The sequence below is a fragment of the Paraburkholderia sp. GAS38 genome, assembly GCF_050434965.1.
GTDB lineage: Bacteria > Pseudomonadota > Gammaproteobacteria > Burkholderiales > Burkholderiaceae > Paraburkholderia > Paraburkholderia phenazinium_A.
The window spans coordinates 254655-271706 of the sequence record NZ_JBNDJO010000012.1 but is presented as its reverse complement, the minus strand read 5'-3'; the positions used below and the strand labels follow the sequence as shown (position 1 = coordinate 271706).

At 63.8% G+C, this 17052-nt stretch carries 10 protein-coding genes; 9 read left to right on the top strand and 1 reads right to left on the bottom strand.

The features are described from left to right. The first annotated feature begins 66 nt into the window (after window positions 1-66). The 4 genes from atpG (at window position 67) to P3T42_RS26250 (ending at window position 5034) form a co-directional block, all read left to right on the top strand. Window positions 67-951, top strand: a complete 885-nt coding sequence (gene atpG, locus P3T42_RS26265; RefSeq protein WP_074301239.1) for a F0F1 ATP synthase subunit gamma — start codon at window positions 67-69, stop codon at window positions 949-951. Window positions 952-1037: 86 nt separating this feature from the next. Continuing rightward, a complete protein-coding gene (atpD, locus tag P3T42_RS26260) occupies window positions 1038-2432 on the top strand; it encodes a F0F1 ATP synthase subunit beta (RefSeq protein ID WP_074301240.1) in 1395 nt (464 codons plus the stop codon). A 195-nt stretch (window positions 2433-2627) separates the two neighbouring features. Continuing rightward, window positions 2628-3053 carry a F0F1 ATP synthase subunit epsilon gene (locus tag P3T42_RS26255; RefSeq protein ID WP_012434800.1) on the top strand — a complete coding sequence of 142 codons (426 nt, stop codon included), beginning with the start codon at window positions 2628-2630 and terminating at the stop codon, window positions 3051-3053. Between the two features lie 250 nt (window positions 3054-3303). Next, window positions 3304-5034 carry an AMP-binding protein gene (locus P3T42_RS26250; protein WP_429307647.1) on the top strand — a complete coding sequence of 577 codons (1731 nt, stop codon included), beginning with the start codon at window positions 3304-3306 and terminating at the stop codon, window positions 5032-5034. Window positions 5035-5885: 851 nt separating this feature from the next. Here the strand turns inward: P3T42_RS26250 and P3T42_RS26245 are convergent. After that, complete coding sequence (locus P3T42_RS26245) at window positions 5886-6692, bottom strand: transporter substrate-binding domain-containing protein (protein ID WP_429307646.1); 807 nt, start codon at window positions 6690-6692, stop codon at window positions 5886-5888. 190 nt (window positions 6693-6882) lie between these two features. Between P3T42_RS26245 and hemE the strand changes: the two genes are divergently transcribed. The 5 genes from hemE (at window position 6883) to putA (ending at window position 16990) form a co-directional block, all read left to right on the top strand. Next, entirely contained in the window at window positions 6883-7995 is a 1113-nt protein-coding gene (gene hemE, locus P3T42_RS26240) for a uroporphyrinogen decarboxylase (protein WP_429307645.1), read from the top strand. A gap of 456 nt (window positions 7996-8451) precedes the next feature. Then, entirely contained in the window at window positions 8452-10707 is a 2256-nt protein-coding gene (locus tag P3T42_RS26235; protein WP_429307644.1) for a primosomal protein N', read from the top strand. Window positions 10708-10908: 201 nt separating this feature from the next. Then, on the top strand, window positions 10909-12348 hold the full coding sequence (locus tag P3T42_RS26230; protein ID WP_429307643.1) for a YeiH family protein: 1440 nt from the start codon (window positions 10909-10911) through the stop codon (window positions 12346-12348). After that, window positions 12345-12584 carry a hypothetical protein gene (locus P3T42_RS26225; RefSeq protein WP_074301245.1) on the top strand — a complete coding sequence of 80 codons (240 nt, stop codon included), beginning with the start codon at window positions 12345-12347 and terminating at the stop codon, window positions 12582-12584. Before P3T42_RS26230 ends, P3T42_RS26225 begins: the two co-directional genes overlap by 4 nt. A gap of 455 nt (window positions 12585-13039) precedes the next feature. Beyond that, entirely contained in the window at window positions 13040-16990 is a 3951-nt protein-coding gene (putA, locus tag P3T42_RS26220; RefSeq protein ID WP_429307642.1) for a trifunctional transcriptional regulator/proline dehydrogenase/L-glutamate gamma-semialdehyde dehydrogenase, read from the top strand. Window positions 16991-17052: the final 62 nt, after the last annotated feature.

Here is a 17052-nt window from a genome sequence, read left to right as displayed (position 1 = left end):
CGATCGCTTTGCATGGGACCCGAGTCACCGCTAAAGCGGTCACTCGGGCCGACAAAGGAGCAAGCAATGGCTGGAATGAAGGAAATTCGCGGCAAGATCAAGAGCGTGCAAAACACGCGCAAGATCACGAAAGCGATGGAGATGGTGGCCGCATCGAAGATGCGCCGCGCTCAGGAGCGCATGCGCGCTGCTCGCCCGTATGCCGACAAGGTCCGCGACATCGCTGCACACATGAGCCGTTCGAACCCTGAGTATCGTCACCCGTTCATGGTGTCGAACGAAGGCGCGAAGACGGCCGGCATGATCCTCGTCACGACCGACAAGGGTCTGTGCGGCGGCATGAATACGAACGTACTGCGCGCGGCGCTGCAGAAGTTCAAGGAGCTGGAAGGCCAGGGCAAGACCGTCGAAGCAACGGCGATCGGCACCAAGGGTCTCGGTTTTCTGAACCGCCTGCGCGCGAAGGTTGCGTCGAACGTCGTGCATCTGGGCGACACGCCGCACCTCGAGAAGTTGATCGGCGCGGTGAAAGTGCAGCTCGACATGTACTCGGAAGGCAAGATTTCCGCGGTGTACCTGGCGTACACGCGCTTCGTCAATACGATGAAGCAGGAAGCGGTGATCGAGCAACTGCTGCCGCTGTCGGCAGACCAGTTCGAGCGCAAGGAAGACGAGGGCACGACCCCGAGCACGTCGTGGGACTACATCTACGAGCCGGATGCCCAGGCGGTGGTGGACGAGTTGCTCGTGCGTTATGTGGAAGCGCTGGTTTATCAGGCCGTCGCGGAAAACATGGCGTCGGAGCAGTCGGCACGGATGGTCGCGATGAAGGCCGCTTCGGACAACGCGAAGACGGTCATCAACGAACTGCAGCTCGTATACAACAAGAGCCGCCAGGCCGCGATCACGAAAGAACTGTCGGAAATCGTCGGTGGCGCTGCGGCGGTCTGACCATCATGGTCAGGCGCGCCTTTGGGCAAGCGCTACGAAACTGCGCCTTTGCGCGAGTGAAGAATTGAGTATCTAAAGGAAAAGCGATGAGTACTACTGCTTTGGTAGAAGGCAAGATCGTACAGTGCATCGGCGCGGTGATCGACGTGGAATTCCCGCGTGAACACATGCCGAAGATTTACGACGCGCTCATTCTCGACGGTTCGGAACTGACCCTCGAAGTTCAGCAGCAGCTGGGCGACGGCGTCGTGCGGACCATCTGTCTGGGTGCATCCGACGGCCTGCGCCGCGGTACGACGGTGAAGAACACCGGCAAGCCGATCAGCGTGCCGGTTGGCAAGCCGACGCTCGGCCGGATCATGGACGTGCTGGGTCGCCCGATCGACGAAGCCGGCCCGATCAACTCGGACGTGACGCGCGGTATTCACCAGAAGGCGCCGGCGTTCGACGAACTGTCGCCGTCGACCGAACTGCTCGAAACGGGTATCAAGGTGATCGACCTGATCTGCCCGTTCGCAAAGGGCGGTAAGGTTGGCCTGTTTGGTGGCGCCGGTGTGGGCAAGACCGTGAACATGATGGAACTGATCAACAACATCGCCAAGGAACACGGTGGCTATTCCGTGTTCGCCGGTGTTGGCGAGCGTACCCGCGAAGGGAACGACTTCTATCATGAAATGAAGGACTCGAACGTTCTCGACAAGGTCGCGCTGGTGTACGGCCAGATGAACGAGCCGCCGGGCAACCGTCTGCGCGTCGCGCTGACCGGTCTGACGATGGCTGAGCACTTCCGTGACGAAGGCCTCGACGTGCTGTTCTTCGTCGACAACATCTACCGTTTCACGCTGGCAGGCACGGAAGTGTCGGCACTGCTCGGCCGTATGCCGTCGGCAGTGGGCTATCAGCCGACGTTGGCTGAAGAAATGGGCAAGCTGCAAGAGCGGATTACGTCGACCAAGACCGGCTCGATCACGTCGGTGCAGGCCGTGTACGTCCCTGCGGATGACTTGACCGATCCGTCGCCGGCTACGACCTTCGGCCACCTTGACGCAACCGTCGTGTTGTCGCGTGACATCGCCTCGCTGGGGATCTACCCGGCGGTCGACCCGCTCGATTCGACCTCGCGTCAGATCGACCCGAACGTGATCGGCGAAGAGCACTACGCCATCACGCGCGGCGTGCAGCAAACGCTGCAGCGCTACAAGGAACTGCGCGACATTATCGCGATTCTGGGCATGGACGAACTGGCGCCGGAAGACAAGCTCGCCGTGGCGCGCGCTCGTAAGATCCAGCGTTTCCTGTCGCAGCCGTTCCACGTCGCTGAAGTGTTCACGGGCTCGCCGGGCAAGTACGTGCCGCTGAAGGAAACAATCCGTGGCTTCAAGATGATCGTGGGCGGTGAGTGCGATCATCTGCCGGAGCAGGCGTTCTACATGGTCGGCACGATCGACGAAGCCTTCGAAAAGGCCAAGAAGATCCAGTAAAGGTCGGGTGTAGGCAATCAGGCGCGGCAAGTCACACCGCTGAATATGTAACACGTGACTTATCGCGCCTCTCACTACGCTCAACCGAGCCTTGCATGGGACGAGAGTAACCGCTAAAGCGCTAACTCTCGTCGAGCTTTGCATGGGACCCGGGTAAGCGCTAAAGCGCTAATTCGGGTCGACACAGGAGTCGATATGGCAACCATTAAAGTAGACGTCGTCAGCGCGGAAGAGCAGATCTTCTCGGGTCAGGCGAAATTCGTGGCGCTGCCGGGCGAAGCGGGCGAGCTCGGCATTCTGCCGGGTCACACGCCGCTCATTACGCGGATTCGTCCGGGTGCGGTGCGTATCGAAGCTGAAAACGGCGAAGAAGAGTTTGTGTTCGTCGCCGGCGGCATTCTCGAAATCCAGCCGGGCGCAGTGACGGTTCTCGCCGACACGGCAATCCGCGGTAAGGATCTCGACGAAGCCAAGGCCGAAGACGCACGCAAGCGCGCTGAAGAAGCGCTGCAGAACACCGGTTCGAACCTCGAATACGCAACCGCTCAGGCGGAACTCGCGTATGCGACGGCTCAGCTCGCGGCGATTCAGCGTCTGCGCAAGCTGCGCGGTCAGAATTAAGCAGCAAGCAGCAAAGAAAAAGCAGCCTGACCGGCTGCTTTTTTTTCAACATTTCTTGACGTTTACGGAAAGGGAAACAGAATCATTGCCTTGATGTGGCCGAAGCAGTTGATGCAGCTGACGAGTTTGAAGCAGTCGAAACAGGAAAGCACCTGCGGGTAAGACTTGATGCCTTGCCGTTATCCGCCGGGGCACAATCGGTTTCGAAGTCATTCCAACAGAGCACGCATTCGTTTCCGGAGACACCGCCATGGCAACGCAAGCGTCAGGTGAAGGCGCCCTCATTGAACCGAAGGACGGTCTGTCCTACGTGCGCGGCTCGACCGCTATCCCGTTGAGCGATGCGACCGTCGGACGATTCCTGTGCGATACCGCGCGACGTTTCGCCGACCGGCCCGCCGTGGTGTTCCGCGAGCAAGGCATTCGCTGGACGTGGCAGGTGTTTTTGCAGGAAGTCGACGTGCTCGCCACCGGTTTGCTGGCACAGGGTATCGGCAAGGGCGATCGTGTCGGCATCTGGTCGCCGAACCGGGTCGAGTGGCTGATGACGCAATTCGCCACCGCGCGCATCGGCGCCGTGCTGGTGAACATCAACCCGGCCTATCGGCTGGCCGAACTCGAGTACGCGCTGAACAAGGTGGCCTGCAAGGCCATCATTGCCGCCGAGCGCTTCAAGTCGTCGATGTACCTGGAGATGCTGCAAGAACTGGCGCCCGAGCTTGCCACAGCAACGCCCGGCGATCTGCACGCCGCTCGCCTGGCGGATCTGCGGGTCGTCATTCGCATGGGCGATACCCCGACGCCGGGCATGTTGAGTTTCTCCGATGTGATCGAGCAGGGCCGCACGACGCTTGACCCGGCGAAGCTCGAAGCGATCGGCGCCGCCCTGTCGGCCGACGATCCGATCAACATCCAGTTCACGAGCGGCACCACCGGCAATCCGAAGGGCGCCACGCTCACGCATCGCAACGTCGTCAACAACGCCCGCTATATCGCGATGGCGATGCGTCTCTCGGAACAGGATGGCCTCTGCATCCCCGTGCCGCTCTATCACTGCTTCGGGATGGTGCTCGCGGTGCTGGCCTGCGTATCGGTCGGTGCGAATATGGTGTTCCCGGGCGAGGCCTTCGACCCCGTTGCTACGCTGGCCGCGGTCGCCGAGGAAAAATGCACGGCATTGCATGGCGTACCGACCATGTTCATCGCCGAACTGGATCGCCCCGAGTTTGCGCGCTTCGATCTCACACGCCTGCGGACCGGCATCATGGCCGGCTCGCCATGCCCGATCGAGACGATGAAAAAGGTCGTATCGAAGATGCACCTGGCCGAAATCACGATTGCCTATGGCATGACGGAGACAAGCCCGGTGTCGTTCCAAAGCTCGACCACGGATCCTCTGGACAAGCGCACTTCAACGGTGGGGCGCGTCCAGCCGCATCTGGAAGTCAAGGTGATCGACGCGCTGGGCAATATCGTGCCGGTCGGCGAGACGGGCGAGCTGTGTACGAAGGGTTACTCGGTGATGCGGGGCTATTGGGGCGATGAAGCGAAAACGCGTGAAAGTATCGTGGATGGCTGGATGCACACCGGCGACCTCGCGACCATCGATGCCGATGGCTACTGCAACATCGTCGGCCGCCTCAAGGACATGCTGATTCGCGGCGGCGAGAACATCTATCCCCGCGAGATCGAGGAGTTTCTGTTCCGTCATCCGAAGATCCAGAGCGTGCAGGTGTTCGGCGTGCCGGACGCGAAATACGGCGAGGAAGTGTGCGCGTGGATCGTGCTGCGTGCCGGCGAACAGGCAAGCGCCGAAGAGGTGCAGGACTTCTGTCGCGGCCAGATCGCCCACTACAAAATCCCGAAGTACATCCGCTTCGTCGACGAACTGCCCATGACGGTCACCGGCAAGGTGCAGAAGTTCGTGATGCGCGAATGCATGATTCAGGAATTGAAGGTGAAGGAAGACAAGACGGCCTGATCGAGGTGGCCTGAAACGGCTGCGGGCGTCGCGTACCGTGTACGCGACGCCCGCAGGGGTCCGACCTTGAAGTAGCGAATCGTCTGCGAAGCCGGGTCTGAAAACAACCCTTGCGAGGCCCGTCTGGGCGGCGCGCAAACGTTTGGCTAAAGAAAAAAAAAGCGGGCCTGGAGCCCGCTAAAAACCACACGCTACGGGGTTAGCGCGAGGAGACCATTGGAGGAACCGACTGGGCAGACGCTTTACGCGTTGACCACGGCGCCAACAGGGATGCCCCTTTACAGGGCTTCGGCGTGCTGCCGACCGGCAAGTGCATCGTATCCGCTCACACCACGCACCCAGCCACATCCGTGTTGAAACCGTTGAAAGGCATTGTGGGCGAATAACTCAGGCAACGCGGTAACAAAGTGTTTCAGGTTGTAACGCCCGCCAGATAAGGCTCTTGGGGATTTTTTGCCATTGAAAGCTGTTTAAAACGTATTTCTTACCGATACTCCTGGCGATTGTTATACAGGTGCGATTGATGCTATCCGGGACGCATCGTGCACCGCTTCTGATTCAGTTTTCACTGCATGAAAACATGGTCTGCCCGCGCAATGGTCGTCGGATCGCCGTGTCTATAGGCCGATACGGCTCTAATAAGCTGAGCGATCGTGAGACGAACAGCCGCACGTCGCTGCAGCGCATCGTTGAGCGCAATCGCGTCGTCAGGGTGGTTGGCCTGTCAGACCAGCCGTCGCGAGCGCGCCGTTCTGTATCGGCTTACGTGCAGAGGGTCGGTTACATGATTGTCCCGACCCGCCCGCGTACCGCACCTGACGTGCAACCGCCCGGCGTACGGCCCTAAGCGATTACTTCAACCACTTGTCCGAGATCGCCTGGTATTCCCCCGTGGCCTGCGCGAGGTGCAACCACTGATCGACATACTGCTGGAACACCACGTCGCCGCGGGGTAGCAGCCATGCTTTCTCGCCGTATTGGAACGGCTTGTCGGGGTGGACGGAGCACAGCCCCGGGTTGAGCTTCTGCTGCAATAGCGTCTCCGAAGCGTCAGTCACCATCACATCCGCCTTGCCGGCCAGGATCTGCTTGAAGATGGTCACGTTGTCCGGATAGACGGTGAGGTTCGCGTGCGGGAAGTACTGCCTCGCGAAGCGCTCGTTCGTGCCGCCCGGGTTGACGATGACCCGGGTCGCGGGCTGGTCGATCTCGGCAACCGTCTGGTACTTGTTCACGTCATCGCAGCGAGCAATGGGCGTCTTGCCGTCGACCATGTAAGGCTGGGTAAAAAACGCGTGCTTCTGTCTCTCAAGGCTCGGTGAAACGCCGCCCACACCGATGTCGCATTTCGCCACGAAGTCGTTCATCAGGTTCGACCACGAGGTCTTCACGTACTCGACTTTCACGCCGAGCGACCGGGCGAGCGACTCGGTCATATCGATGTCGATGCCCTCGAACTGGCCGTCGCCCTTGTAGAACGAATACGGCTTGTAGTCGCCGGTCGTGCAGGTGCGCAGCGTGCCGCGCGCCAGAATCTCATCGAGCCGCGACGGGGCCATTGCGGCGGCGCCGGCAGGGGCCGTTGGCGTTTGCGCGTTGGCCATGCCGGCAGCCGTGCACAACAGCACCCCGACCAGGATCCATGCAGCTTTGTTCATCGGCTCTCCTCGAACACCGTAACTGTTTGGTAAGGCTGCTGATCATAGCCCGGCAACCGGCCGTTGAACATTAGCCGAAAGGCCTAGGCCAAGCGGCCGCCGCGCAACGCTATCGCCGGGATCAATGAAGATGCAGGATGGGTCCCGCTGCGTCCGGTAAAATGCCCCTTTGCCTTCAGTCGCAAGCAACGTGGCCCATAACCTCCTCAACGACACCTTCCTGCGCGCGCTGCTGCGCCAGCCGACCGACTACACGCCGATCTGGCTGATGCGTCAGGCGGGCCGCTACCTGCCCGAATACAACGCAACGCGCAGCCGTGCCGGCAGCTTCCTCAGCCTGGCGAAGAGTCCGGCCTATGCGACTGAAGTCACGCTGCAGCCGCTCGAGCGTTACCCGCTCGACGCGGCCATCCTGTTCTCAGACATTCTCACGGTGCCCGATGCAATGGGCCTTGGGCTGGATTTCGTGGCCGGCGAGGGGCCGCAGTTTGCCCGCCCGGTGCGCACCGAAGCGGACGTCGCGCGCCTCGCCGTGCCCGACATCGACGCCACGCTGCGCTACGTCACCGACGCCGTGCGCGAAATCCGCAAGGCGCTCACCGACGCGCAAGGCCGCCAGCGTGTGCCCCTGATCGGCTTCTCGGGCAGTCCGTGGACGCTGGCCTGCTACATGGTCGAAGGCGCCGGTTCGTCCGATTTCCGCACGGTGAAGTCCATGCTGTATGCGCGCCCGGATCTGATGCAGCGCATTCTCGAGGTGAACGCGCAAAGCGTGGCGGCCTACCTGAACGCGCAGATCGAAGCCGGCGCGCAAGCCGTGATGATTTTCGACAGTTGGGGTGGCGCACTGGCCGACGGCATCTTCCAGCGCTTTTCGCTGCACTACATCGAGCAGGTGGTGAGCCAGCTCAAGCGCACTCACGACGGGGAAAAGGTGCCGGTGATCACCTTCACGAAGGGGGGCGGCCCGTGGCTCGAAGACATTGCGGCTAGCGGTGTCGACGCGGTCGGGCTCGACTGGACGGTCAACCTCGCCAAGGCGCGCGAGCGCGTCGGCGACCGGGTGGCGCTGCAGGGCAACCTCGATCCATCGGTGCTGTTCGCGCCGCCCTCGGCGATTCGCATGGAAGCGCGTGCCGTGCTCGACAGTTTCGGCAATCATCCCGGCCACATCTTCAATCTCGGTCATGGCATCTCGCAATTCACGCCGCCGGAACATGTCGCCGAACTGGTCGACGAAGTGCATCGGCACAGCCGTGCTATTCGCGCTGCTGGAGCAGGCGGAACCACGCTGGCTACGTGACGGTTTTGTTGCAGTGCGGCGAGCTGGGCTCTCGGGCTAAGGTAAAAATAGTGTTAACCGGGCCGTCAGATGGCGCTTCCGCCGTTGTCAAGACTTGACTTATGCACACTTATCACGCTGCGGCGCGGTAGAGGCTTTCATCGCAGCATTGTCCTTGCAAGTTGTGTGCGCATTTGATCAAGTCCTTGACTGGCAAGGGTTTCCACGGGGCGGAAGGAATTGTGCGAAAACCCACACAAGGCCGCAGTGGCGCGGTTTTCCGGCCTTCCGGGCGGAGTTCTCAACAAAGTTATCCACAGGACGCGCGGGTCAACAGCAATTGTTCAGTCGAATCCAAAACTTAGCGCGGAAAGTGAAGTTTTACTTTAACTTCGCCGCGTACGCCGCCGCTTCACGGCACGTCACGCCGCTCGCCGCGCCGCGTCTGCCGACCCCGATCGCGATTCCGAATCCAATTTGAGCCCCGTCTTCGTCCGCGTCGCGCTGGATCATCCACTGCCGACCCTGTTCGACTATCGCTGCGACGCGACCGAGCCGCCGCAGCCGGGTACACTCGTCAGCGTGCCGTTCGGCAGGCGCCAGGTGGTGGGTCTCGTCTGCGAAGTGACCGCTCACAGTGACGTCCCCGCGGACAAGCTGCGCGCCGTGGATGCGATCTGCGAGGCCTGTCCACCGCTATCGGACGAATGGCTGGCGCTCGCCGCCTTTGCCGCGGACTACTACCAGCGGGGTCTCGGCGAAGTCGCCTTGCCGGCTTTGCCGCAAGCGTTGCGCGACCCATCGCGCTGGGCGCGGCTGCTGGCGCCGCAGGAGCGCTACAGTCTGCTGCCGGCCGGCCGCGCGGCGCTGCCCGACGCCTTGCCGGCACGCGCGAGCGCCTTGCGGCGCCTCGCTCAGGCGCTGATCGAAGCGGACGCGCTGCTGGCTGCCGACGCGCGCGTGATCCACCCGAAAGCCGTCGCGACACTCGATGCATGGCAGGCCGAAGGCTGGGTAGCGCTGGAGGTGACCGAAGCGGCCGCATTGGGCGCGGCACCGTCCGTGCGCGACGGCGCGCAAGCCGTCTCGCCCACCCTGCCGACTCTCACCGACGAACAGGCCGCCGCCGTCGAGGCGATCCGCGACGCCGACGGCTTCGCCCCCTTCCTGCTGCATGGCGTGACCGGCAGCGGCAAGACCGAGGTCTATTTGCGCGCGCTCGCCGCCATTCTCGCGGCGCGGCCCGATGCTCAGGCGCTCGTCCTCGTCCCCGAAATCAATCTCACGCCGCAATTCGAGGCTGCGTTTCGCGCACGTTTCGCGGCGCTCGACGGCACTTCGATCGTCACCTTGCACAGCGGTCTCGCGGAGGGCGAACGGGCGCGCAACTGGTTTGCGGCGCACAGCGGCCGTGCGCGGATCGTGCTCGGCACGCGGCTCGCGATACTCGCGTCGCTGCCGAAGCTGGCCATCATCGTGGTCGACGAGGAGCACGATCCCGCTTACAAGCAGCAGGAAGGCTTGCGCTACTCGGCGCGCGATCTGGCCATCTGGCGCGCCAAGCAACTGGGCTTGCCGGTGGTGCTCGGCTCGGCGACGCCGTCGCTCGAAAGCTGGTGGCAGGCCGACCAGGGGCGCTACACGCGCTTGACGCTGTCGCGCCGCGCGGTCGCCGAAGCGGTGTTGCCCACCGTCAAGCTGATCGATCTCGAAGAAGAGCGACGGCGCGGACGGGCTTCGGTGGAAGGCCTGTCGGGGCCGCTGATTGCGGCCTTGAAAGCGCGCCTGGAAAAGGGCGAGCAGAGCCTCGTGTTTCTGAACCGCCGCGGCTACGCGCCGCAACTGGCCTGCGACGCCTGCGGCTGGGTGGCCGGTTGCCCGCGCTGCAGCGCCTACGTCGTGCTGCACAAGCCGGAGCGCGCGCTGCGTTGCCATCATTGCGGCTGGGAGGCGCGCATCCCGCGCTCGTGCCCGGATTGCGGCAACGTCGACATCGCGCCGCTCGGGCGCGGCACGCAGCGTGTCGAGGAAACGCTGGCAACCGCCGTGCCGGGCGCGCGCGTGCTGCGCATCGACGCCGACAGCACGCGCCGCAAAGGCAGCGCGCAGGCGCTGTTCTCCGATGTGCACGCGGGCGACGTCGACATCCTGGTGGGCACGCAGATGATCGCCAAGGGCCACGATTTTCAGCGCGTTTCGCTGGTGGGCGTGCTCAATGCGGATACCGCGCTGTTCTCGCACGACTTCCGCGCGAGCGAGCGCCTGTTCGCCCAGCTGATGCAGGTGAGCGGCCGTGCCGGACGCGCCGGACTGCCCGGCGAAGTGCTGGTGCAGACGCGTTATCCGCGGCATGCGCTGTATCACGCGCTGGCGCGGCACGACTACGTGGGTTTCGCCAACTCGACGCTCGCCGAGCGCCGCGACGCCCATCTGCCGCCGTTCGTCTATCAGGCCTTGCTGCGCGCCGAAGGGCGCACGCTCGAGGCGGCGCTCGCTTTCCTGCAGCAGGCCGCCGCGGCGCTGGCGGCGATGCCGTCCGCCGGGCGGGTCACCGTCTACGACGCCGTGCCGCTCACCATCGTCAAGGTGATGCATGTGCATCGCGCGCAACTGCTGATCGAGAGTGCGTCGCGCGGCGCGCTGCAAGCCACGCTGCGGGCGTGGCAGCCGATCTTGCGCACCTTGAAGGGCGTGTTGCGCTGGAATCTCGAAGTCGACCCGCTCGACATCTGAAGTCGCACCGCGGCCTGACTCTGGGCCCAGCCGCGCCCGCCGCCCCGGCCAGCGTGCAAATCCCTTTCAGTCATATTCATAGAGCGAAAGGTCGTTTCAGTTCTGAAAGCCGGTCGTCTATATTTCGCCGAATCGGCGCAGTTTTAACAACAATCCCAACTTCTCCCGCGCCGACGCACCTCAACTCTCGGGGCTTTTGCGATGAGCGATACCAATCACAGCCTGCCGGCGGGCGCGGCACCGGCCAAATCCGATCCTAAGCATGACACGGCCAGCCAACGTGGCGGCGGCCTGTTCGCCACCGAAGACTGGTGGGCCGTCTGGATCGGCCTGCTGGTGATCGTCGTCGCGTGGGCGTTGTTCGCCTCGGGCAGCAGCATCAAATGGCTCGCCGTTGCGCCGGCGAAATGGTCGGACCCGGGCGCAGTCGTCCAGGATCTGGTCAAGCATCTGCCGAACTATGCCGCGTTGTTCGTCGTGTTCGCGGTGCTGTTCGGCGTGAGCCTCGCCGCCTTGAAGCAGCGGCTCGCACATTTTCTGCCGTCGTTCCTGATCCTGTTCGTCGCGTCGATCCTGATTTTTGCGCTCGGCGCCTGGGTCAACGCCTCGAAGTACAACCTCGAGCCGCCGCTGGTTGCACTCGCGCTCGGCCTGGTGATCTCGAACGTGTTCCGTCTGCCTGAGTGGTTCTCCGCCGGGTTGCGCGTCGAGTTTTATATCAAGGTGGGTATCGTGCTGCTCGGCGCGACGCTGCCGTTCACCCTGCTGGTCTGGGCCGGTCCGGTTGCGGTCGGGCAGGCGAGCATCGTCTCGCTGGTGACGTTCTTCGTGATCTTCTTTGCCGGCAAGGCGTTTGGCCTCGACCGCCGGTTTGCCGCAGTGCTCGGCGTGGGCGGCGCGGTGTGCGGCGTCTCGGCGGCGATTGCGATTGCAGGCGCCGTGCGCGCTAAACGAGAGCAGGCTTCGGTGGCGATCACGCTGGTGATCCTGTGGGCCATCGTGATGATTTTCGTGTTGCCGTTCGCGTCGCGCTCGCTCGGGTTGTCGACGGCGGTGGCCGGCGCCTGGATCGGCACCTCGGAGTTCGCGGATGCCGCCGGTATCGCCGCCGCCCAGGCCTACGGCGACTTCGCCAAGCACGCAGGCGGTGCGATCGCCGGTGCGCCCGAAGCCTCGCTGCAGGCGTTCACGCTGATGAAAGTGGTGGGCCGCGATATCTGGATCGGCATCTGGGCCTTCGTGCTGGCGATCGTCGCAAGCACCCGCTGGGAGACCGAGGACAGCGGCGTCAAAGCCAAGGCCAACGCCGGCGAGATCTGGGCGCGCTTTCCGAAATTCGTGATCGGCTTCGTGATCGCGTCGGCGCTCGTGACGTGGATCGCGAGCCACTATTCGCTGGCGGATTACCGCAAGGTGGTGACACCGGAGTTCGTCGCGCCGATTACCGCGCTGCGCACCTGGGCGTTCATTTTCTGCTTTCTGAGCATTGGTTTGACGACGCGGTTGCGCCTGCTGAGCGCCACCGGACTGAAGCCGTTCCTCGCGTTCACGGCCGGCGTGGTCGTCAATATCGCCATCGGCTACGCGCTGTCCGCGCACGTGTTCGCATCGTATTGGAATAGCTTGGGACAGGGATCGTGACTGCCCCGGCGGAACGCGCGGACGCGGCGAAGCAGGCACTGCGCGCGTGCCGGCCAAGCTGCGCCGGTTGCCGGTACCGCGCTGACGATCGACACACGCTGGAGCAGAGCATCCCGGGCCTCGTGGTGTTCAGTTCAGGGTTTGGCGCGAGCGTGGCGGCAAGCCGGCTTTGCCGTCTGCACGACCAGCTCGTCTCGCCGGACGACGCCTGCAGCCAGTTCGTGGCGCGGGCCTGAGCCCGCGCTTACTCCCGGACCGCGCCGCGTGCGCCGTTCGGCGAACGTCGCTCGTCCGCCGTTTCTCTTGCGACCGAACACGTCGCACCGCGAATGAAGAGGACTGCGCACATCGCGCACATCGTCCAGATTCCTGCCACTACCAGCCACTTTTCCATTTCCGCTACCCCGTAAGCCCCGTACTGTGCGCTAACGCGCATTCTTAACCTGTATAACGGCGCGATTCCGATTTCGATAAGGGTCGCCAGAAAAGAAATTCGTAGGGGAAAGTACTGATGCCACCGGGGTTTGCCCCGATGCGCCGCTACCCGCCGCAAACCCCGGTCATACAAGGCTTGAACAATGGTGCAACCATGCCTTTTGGATGGTTGCACCTTTTTATTGGGAGGCGTACGATTCGGCCAACTTTTTAGTCTTTGGCCGGCGCGGGTTGGCTGGCATATGAAGAAGGAAACATGGCTAGCACCACCCTCGGCGTCAAGGTTGACGACCTCCTGCGTTCCCGGCTGAAAGATGCCGCCACCCGTCTCGAACGCACTCCGCACTGGCTGATCAAGCAGGCGATCTTCGCGTATCTCGAACGAATCGAGCACGGTCAATTGCCGGCGGAGCTGTCCGGCGTGCATGGTTCGGCGGATATGGCCGACGGTGCAACCGTCGAGTCCGAAGAGGACGGTGCGTCGCACCCGTTCCTCGATTTTGCGCAGAACGTGCAACCGCAATCGGTGCTGCGCGCGGCGATCACTGCGGCTTACCGTCGTCCCGAGCCGGAATGCGTGCCGTTCCTGCTCGGCCAGGCGCGTCTGCCGGCCAACCTCGCCAATGACGTGGACGCGATGGCGAGCAAGCTGGTCGAAACGCTGCGCGGCAAGAGCAAGGGTGGCGGCGTCGAAGGGTTGATCCACGAATTTTCGCTGTCGAGCCAGGAAGGCGTGGCGCTGATGTGCCTCGCCGAAGCGCTGCTGCGGATTCCCGATCGCGCCACCCGCGACGCGCTGATCCGCGACAAGATCAGCAAGGGCGACTGGAAATCGCACGTCGGCCAGGCGCCGTCGCTGTTCGTCAATGCCGCCACATGGGGGCTGATGATCACCGGCAAGCTGGTGACGACCAATAGCGAAACGAGTCTGTCGTCGGCGTTGACGCGCCTGATCGGCAAGGGCGGCGAGCCGCTGATCCGCAAGGGCGTCGATATGGCGATGCGCCTGATGGGCGAGCAGTTCGTCACCGGCGAGAACATCTCCGAGGCGCTCGCCAACAGCCGCAAGTTCGAGGCGCGCGGCTTCCGCTACTCCTACGACATGCTCGGCGAAGCGGCCACCACCGAAGCGGATGCGCAGCGCTACTACGCGTCGTACGAGCAGGCGATCCACGCCATCGGCAAGGCCGCCGGCGGCCGCGGCATCTATGAAGGCCCGGGCATTTCGATCAAGCTCTCGGCGCTGCATGCACGCTATTCGCGCTCGCAGCAGGAACGCACGATGAGCGAGTTGCTGCCGCGCGTGCGTTCGCTTGCGATCCTTGCGCGCCGCTACGACATCGGCCTGAACGTCGACGCCGAAGAGGCGGACCGCCTCGAAATCTCGCTGGATCTGCTCGAAGCGCTGTGCTTCGATCAGGATCTGGCGGGCTGGAACGGCATCGGCTTCGTGGTGCAGGCGTATCAGAAGCGCTGCCCGTTCGTGATCGACTACATCGTCGATCTGGCGCGCCGCAGCCGTCACCGCATCATGGTGCGCCTCGTGAAGGGCGCCTACTGGGACACCGAGATCAAGCGCGCCCAGGTTGACGGCCTCGAAGGCTATCCGGTCTACACGCGCAAGATCTACACGGACGTCTCGTACCTCGCCTGCGCGAAGAAGCTGCTCGGCGCGCCGGACGCGGTGTATCCGCAGTTCGCGACGCACAACGCGCATACGCTCTCGGCGATCTATCACCTCGCGGGTCAGAACTACTATCCCGGCCAGTACGAGTTCCAGTGTCTGCACGGCATGGGCGAGCCGCTGTATGAAGAAGTCACCGGCCCGCTGTCTGCTGGAAAGCTGAACCGTCCGTGCCGCGTGTATGCGCCGGTCGGCACGCATGAGACGCTGCTGGCGTATCTGGTGCGGCGTCTGCTGGAAAACGGTGCGAATACGTCGTTCGTGAACCGCATCGCGGATGAAAACGTCGCGATCAAGGATCTGGTCGCCGACCCGGTCGAAGAAGCGTCGAAGATCGTGCCGCTCGGCGCGCCGCACGCGAAAATTCCGCTGCCGCGCAATCTGTACGGCGCGGAGCGCGTCAATTCGATGGGCCTCGATCTGTCGAACGAACATCGGCTGGCGTCGCTGTCGTCGGCCTTGCTGGCGAGCGCGCATCATCCGTGGCGCGCCGCGCCGATGCTCGAAGACAACGAAATCGCCGTGGGCACCTCGCGCGACGTGCGCAATCCGGCCGATCATCGCGACCTCGTCGGCACCGTCGTCGAAGCCACTTCGGAACACGTGAGCGCCGCGCTCTCGCACGCCGTAGCCGCTGCGCCGATCTGGCAGGCGACGCCGGTCGAAGCGCGCGCCGATTGCCTCGCCCGCGCCGCCGATCTGCTCGAAGCGCAGATGCATACGCTGATGGGCCTCGTGGTGCGCGAAGCGGGCAAGTCGTTGCCGAACGCGGTGGCGGAAATCCGCGAAGCGATCGACTTTCTGCGCTACTACTCGGCGCAGATCCGCACCGAGTTCTCGAACGACACACATCGTCCGCTCGGTCCGGTCGTCTGTATCAGCCCGTGGAATTTCCCGCTGGCCATCTTCATGGGCCAGGTGGCGGCGGCGCTCGCGGCCGGCAACACGGTGCTGGCGAAGCCGGCGGAACAGACGCCGCTGATCGCCGCGCAAGCGGTGCGCATCCTGCGCGAAGCCGGCGTGCCGGCCGGTGCGGTGCAACTGCTGCCGGGCGACGGCGAAACCGTCGGTGCGGCGCTGGTGGCCGATGCCCGCACGCGGGCGGTGATGTTCACCGGCTCGACCGAAGTCGCGCGCCTCATCAACAAGACGCTCTCGAATCGTCTGGACGCCGACGGCAGGCCGATTCCGCTGATCGCCGAAACCGGCGGCCAGAACGCGATGATCGTCGATTCGTCGGCGCTCGCCGAGCAGGTGGTGGCGGACGTGCTGAACTCGGCGTTCGACTCGGCCGGTCAACGCTGTTCCGCGCTGCGCGTGCTGTGTCTGCAGGACGACGTCGCCGACCGCACGCTGGAAATGCTGACCGGCGCGATGCGCGAACTGGCGGTGGGCAACCCGGATCGCCTGTCGATCGACGTGGGCCCGGTGATCGACGTCGAAGCGAAGCGCGGTATCGACGCGCACATTGCGGCGATGCGCGAGAAGGGCCGCAAGGTCGAGCAACTGCCGATGCCGGAAGGCGGCGCCCAGGGCACCTTCGTGCCGCCGACGCTGATCGAGCTCGACAGCATCGACGAACTGAAGCGCGAAGTGTTCGGTCCGGTGCTGCACGTGGTGCGCTATCGCCGCAGCGCGCTCGACAAGCTGCTGGAACAGATCCGCGCGACGGGTTATGGCCTGACGCTCGGCATCCACACGCGGATCGACGAGACCATCGCGCATGTGATCAGCCGCGCGCACGTGGGCAATATCTATGTGAACCGCAATGTGGTGGGCGCGGTGGTGGGGGTGCAACCGTTCGGCGGCGAAGGCCTGTCCGGCACGGGTCCGAAGGCAGGCGGCGCGCTGTATCTGCAGCGGCTTCTCGCCACGCGTCCGGCGGGTCTGCCGAAAACGCTGGCGCAGTTGCTGGTGACGGATGCACCACAAGCGGGCCTAAACGGTGATAATCGCAGCGACAATCCGGCCTCGGCGCTGACGGTCTTGCGCGACTGGCTGATCGGCGAGCGTGAGGCGGCACTCGCGGCGCGTTGCGACGGCTACCTGTCGCAAGGCCTGGCGGGTGCGACGGCGGTGTTGCCCGGACCGACCGGCGAGCGCAACACCTACACGCTGGGCGCGCGCGGCACGGTGCTGTGCGTGGCGTCGACGGCGAGCGGTGCACGCGTGCAGTTCGCCGCGGCGCTGGCTACCGGCAATCGCGCGTTGTTCGAAGGCGCGGCCGGCGAGCAACTGGTGTCGGCGCTGCCGGCAGCGCTCAAGACGTACGCGAGCGTGAAGAAGGGCGGCGACACGCCGTTCGACGCCGTGCTGTTCGAAGGCGATAGCGACGAGCTGCTGGCGCTGGTGAAGGAAGTGGCCAAGCGTGCGGGTCCGATCGTCTCGGTGCAGGGCGTGGCGGCACGGGCGCTGGAAAGCGGCGACGAGGATTACGCGCTCGAACGTCTCCTGACGGAACGTTCGGTCAGCGTGAATACGGCAGCAGCGGGCGGCAATGCGAATTTGATGACGATCGGTTGAGCGAACCTTTAACGGTCGATTCAATAAAACGGAAGCGGTACGGCGACCCCGAAACCGCTCCA